The 4893-nt window shown below is 67.2% G+C and carries 2 protein-coding genes and 2 pseudogenes; 1 reads left to right on the forward strand and 3 read right to left on the reverse strand.

Features of this window, described 5'->3' with window-relative positions:
• The 3 genes and pseudogenes from A5691_RS12875 to A5691_RS12885 all read right to left on the reverse strand — a co-directional run.
• A pseudogene (locus A5691_RS12875) lies at nucleotides 1–2058 on the reverse strand (NAD-glutamate dehydrogenase domain-containing protein); the annotation flags it as partial.
• 120 nt (nucleotides 2059–2178) lie between these two features.
• Nucleotides 2179–3855, reverse strand: a complete 1677-nt coding sequence (ettA, locus tag A5691_RS12880) for an energy-dependent translational throttle protein EttA (protein WP_068018137.1) — start codon at nucleotides 3853–3855, stop codon at nucleotides 2179–2181.
• A gap of 80 nt (nucleotides 3856–3935) precedes the next feature.
• A pseudogene (locus A5691_RS12885) lies at nucleotides 3936–4419 on the reverse strand (single-stranded DNA-binding protein).
• Nucleotides 4420–4617: 198 nt separating this feature from the next.
• On the opposite strand from A5691_RS12885, the gene A5691_RS12890 reads away from it, so the two are divergent.
• A partial coding sequence (locus A5691_RS12890) for a DUF222 domain-containing protein (RefSeq protein ID WP_156734789.1) occupies nucleotides 4618–4893 on the forward strand: 276 nt, incomplete at its 3' end.

Below are 4893 nucleotides of genomic sequence, written 5' to 3' on the forward strand. Positions count from 1 at the left end.
ACGCGCCGTGGAGGGGTGCTCGTTGAGCACCGACTCGATGTAGGACTGACTGTAGGGAAAGCCCGCCTGCCGTAGGTATTTCGCGTAGGCACGCAGCAACACGACCTGCTGCCAGGTCAGCCGCGCGCGCATGACCAGTTCGTTGAAGCGGTCGATCTCGACCCGGCCTTCCCAGATCGCGGTGACCGCGTCGGCGAATCGCTGTGCGGTGGCCTCGCGCCCGGTTGTCGTGGTCGCCGGCGAGATGGTGGGGTGGGTCGAGATCTTGAACTGGTAGATCCACACCGGCAGGTTGTCCGGGCGGGTCACGGTGAAGGGCCGCTCCTCGAGCACCACCACGCCCATGCTCTGCAGCATCGGCAGCAGCTGGCTCAGCGAGGCGGTGCGCCCGCCCAGGAACCAGGTCAGCTGGGCGGCCCCGTCCTCGCCGCGCTCAGAGAACACCAGCTTTACCGAATTATCTTGCAGCCCTTGGATTATGGCGATGTGGTCGATGGCGTCGGCCGGGCTGACGGCCTGCTTGTAGACCTCCGAGAACGCCGTGGCGTAGTGCTCGACGTCGGCCTGCTCGGCGCGGCCGTCGGCGGCCGCGCCGAGCAACCGGTCGGTCCAGGTGCGGGCGGCCTCGCTCAGCAGCCCCTGGATGCGGACCCGATTGTCCTCGGAGACGTCGACGGGTGCGGCTTCTTCGGGCAGCCGCACCATGAAATGCATGAGGGCCCAGGGTGACTCGCTGACGCGGGCGGTGAACTCGAGCCGCGTGCCGCCGAATTCGCGGACCAAGATGTCTTCGATCTGAAGCCGCACCTGGGTGGTGTAGCGGTCGCGGGGCAAGTACACCAGGCAGGACACGAAGTATTGGAGCCGATCGGCGCGCAGGAACAACAACGCCCGCCGTTGGGATCCCAGGTCCACCACCGCTTTGGCCATCGCCAACAGCCGCTCGGCGCTGAGAGTGAAAAGCTCTGAGCGCGGGACGGTTTGGATGACGTCGAGCAGCAGCTGACCGGGGTGGATCGGGTCGCTGTCGGCCAGGGCGAGCGCGTCGCGGACCCGGGTCGAGACCGTAGGGATCTCCAGAACGTCGGCGTTCATGGCGGCGACCGTGAAGAGCCCGACGAAGCGGTGCTCGACGACTCCGTCGTCGGCCCTCTCCCGCACCGCGATGGCGTACGGATAGGCGCCGTACCGCAAGTAGCTGCCCACGACAGACTGCGCGAGCACCAGCAGCTTGTCGTCATCGGTCAATCGGGGGCGGGAACCGGTGCGGGTGCGCAGGACGCCCAGGCCGGGTGAGCCGTCGCCGGAGACCAGGCCCTCGTGCACGCGGCACCGTTGGTAGCCCAGCAGCAGGAAGTTACCGTTGCCCAGCCAGCGCAGCAGGGCGGCGACGTCGTCGCGGTCCGGCGCGGAGAACCGGCCGTGCGCGTTGGTTTCCACGTCCGCGGCCAGGCCGCTCAGGGCGGCGATCAACGCGCCCGCGTCGCTGGCGACCTGCTGCACGTCCGACAGGACCTTGGGCAGCAGCCGCTCGACTTCGACGAGGCCCTTGGTGTCGACCGACGGCAGCAGCTGCACGTGTATCCACGCTTCGCCGACGTATGGCGGTGCGCCGGGAGGTTTGGGTTCGACGCTGACCAGGTCGCCGTCCGAGTTGCGGTGCACCTCGAACACCGGCGTCATGATGGCGGCGTAGGGCACGCCGAGCCGGTGCAGCAGCACGGTGACCGAGTCCATCAGCATGCCGCCGTGATCGGTGACGACCTGCAGCGCGGGCCCGAATCCGGCCGGATCCTCCGCGGGGTACACCGCGACTCGGCTCTGGCCGGCGGGGCGGTGCTGGCCCAACCGATAGTGGGCGCCCAGCATGGCGGGAGTGACGATGGAGGTCGGGACGGTCAGGTCGATCGGACCGGAATCCGCCGCCCCCGGTTCGTCGCCGTGCGGGCCGCGATAGCTCTCGATGTAGGCCTTCGCGATCCAGCCCGGAATGTCCTCCTGCAGTGTGAACGCGGTCCACGGCTTGAGGGCCTGCTTGGCTCCGGGATCGATCGTCATGCCGATGGCTCCCAACTCGTGACCGATGTCACTGTGCTCAACCGCCCAGTCTCCCCCGCAATGGGGGGCGGCCCCCAGCGGCCGTCCGGGCCGCGTCACTGCGGGGCTGCGCAGCTGACACTAGTCGCGCGTGAGCTTTCGGTGGGTCACTCTGTGCGGTCGCGCCGCGTCAACTCCGAGGCGTGCGACCTTGTTCTCCTCGTACGCACCGAAGTTGCCCTCGAACCAGAACCACTTGGCCTCGTTGTCCTCGTCGCCCTCCCAGGCCAGGATGTGCGTGCACGTGCGGTCCAGGAACCAGCGATCGTGGGAGATCACGACCGCGCAGCCGGGGAATTTCTCCAGGGCGTTCTCGAGCGAGCCGAGCGTTTCGACGTCGAGGTCGTTGGTGGGTTCGTCGAGCAGGATCAGGTTGCCGCCCTCTTTGAGCGTGAGCGCCAGGTTCAGCCGGTTGCGCTCGCCGCCGGAGAGCACGCCGGCCGGCTTCTGCTGGTCAGGACCCTTGAAGCCGAACGCTGAAACGTAGGCGCGCGACGGGATCTCGTTCTGTCCGACCTCGATGTAGTCGAGGCCGTCCGAAACGACTTCCCACACGGTCTTCTTGGGGTCGATCCCGGCGCGGGACTGGTCGACGTAGCTGAGCTTGACGGTTTCTCCGACCTTGACCGTCCCGCTGTCGGGCTGTTCGAGTCCCACGATGGTCTTGAACAGCGTCGTCTTGCCGACGCCGTTGGGACCGATGACGCCGACGATGCCGTTGCGGGGCAGGGTGAAGGACAGGTCCTTGATCAGCGTGCGCCCGCCGAAGCCCTTGTCCAGGTGCTCGACCTCGACGACCACGTTGCCCAGCCGCGGCCCGACCGGGATCTGGATCTCCTCGAAGTCGAGCTTGCGCGTCTTTTCCGCCTCGGCCGCCATCTCCTCATACCGCTGCAGCCGCGCCTTGCTCTTCGCCTGGCGCGCCTTGGCCCCCGACCGCACCCAGGCCAGCTCCTCGGTCAGCCGCTTCTGCAGCTTGGCGTCCTTGCGGCCCTGCACCGACAAGCGCTCGGCCTTCTTCTCCAGATAGGTCGAATAGTTGCCCTCATAGGGGTACGCGCGACCGCGGTCGAGCTCGAGGATCCACTGCGCCACGTTGTCCAGGAAGTACCGGTCGTGGGTCACCGCCAACACCGCGCCCGCATAGGCGGCGAGGTGCTGTTCGAGCCACTGCACGCTTTCGGCGTCCAGGTGGTTGGTCGGCTCGTCGAGCAGCAACAGGTCCGGCTTGGACAACAGCAGCTTGCACAGCGCCACGCGCCGTCGCTCACCACCGGACAGGTTCGTCACCGGCTCGTCGGGCGGCGGGCAGCGCAGGGCGTCCATAGCCTGCTCGAGCTGCGAGTCGAGGTCCCAGGCATCGGCGTGGTCCAGCTCCTCCTGCAGCCGGCCCATTTCCTCCATCAACTCTTCGGAGTAGTCGGTGGCCATCAATTCGGCGACCTCGTTGAACCGGTCCAGCTTGACCTTGATCTCGCCGAGCCCCTCCTCGACGTTGCCGCGCACCGTCTTCTCTTCGTTCAGCGGTGGCTCCTGCTGCAGGATGCCGACGGTGGCGCCGGTGGCCAGGAAGGCCTCGCCGTTGTTCGGCTTGTCCAGCCCAGCCATGATCCGCAAGACGCTCGACTTGCCGGCGCCGTTGGGGCCGACGACACCGATCTTGGCGCCCGGGTAGAAGCTCAACGTGACGTCGTCCAGGATCACCTTGTCGCCGTGCGCCTTGCGGACCTTTTTCATCGTGTAGATGAACTCAGCCATGCCGCGGTCATGCCTTTCTGGTCTTTTGAGAGAGTTCTCGCGACCATCCTAGGCATCGCGCGGTGGGCCGGATTCCGCAGCTAAGCCGACATCGGCAGCGGTCCCGCTTCGGCGGAGTCGACGCCGGCGTCGCGATCGGCGTCCTCACCAGCGGTGCCGGTCGCATCCGTGGGTGGCTTGCCGGCATCGCCGGCAGTCGGGCCGGTGTAGCCGGGCCTCTCGATGCGGACGATCGCGCGGGACACATCGGGCCCCGACGGAGGTGGCACGCATCTCCAGCGACGAGCGGCGGTTGCCGTCGCGGTCCTCGTACTCGCTGGTGTACACGTGGCCCACGACGATCACCGGTGCACCCTTACCCAGCGCGGCGCCCACGCCGGTGACCAACTTGCCCCAGCAATTGACGTTGATGAACAACGAGTTGCCCGGCTCCCAGCCTCCGTCGGCCGTGCGCCGCCGGGAATTGCTGGCAACGCGGAACTTGATCACCTCCTGCGTGCCGACGTGTCGGCGTTCGGGGTTGGTGACGATGTGTCCGACGACCGTAAGCGGTGTTTCAAACATTGGCTGATCCCTTCTCGGTTGCCATTTCTCTGATGTCGTGACCATTGACCTCGCCGCAACCGACGGACCTGGGGCCGAAACCGGGTCTCGGTGAGCGGTCCTGTGGAAAGAGACGGGACTGTGGAGTAGTTCGCGGGTCACATTCCAGCGCGGAATCGGCAACCGAAACTTGTCGTACCGCGCTGCGACGATGGGTTCATGTCCTCGACCGCATCGTCCGACTCCGTGGTGGTGAGCCCCAAAGACCGTCTCGGGGTGCTGCTCGAAGAGCTGGCGGAGTTGGCCGGTCAGCGCAACGCCATCGATGGGCGCATCGTGGATTTGGTCGCCGAGATCGACCGCGAGGAGCTGTGCGGCATGACCGGCGCACGCTCGGTGCCGGCGTTGGTGGCCTGGAAGCTGGGGTTGTCCTCGACCACCGCGCACACGATCGCCACCGTCGCGCGCCGGGTCGAGGAGTTCCCCCGCTGCGCC

This window comes from Mycobacterium sp. E183 (assembly GCF_001667735.1).
In the GTDB taxonomy this organism is placed as follows: domain Bacteria; phylum Actinomycetota; class Actinomycetes; order Mycobacteriales; family Mycobacteriaceae; genus Mycobacterium.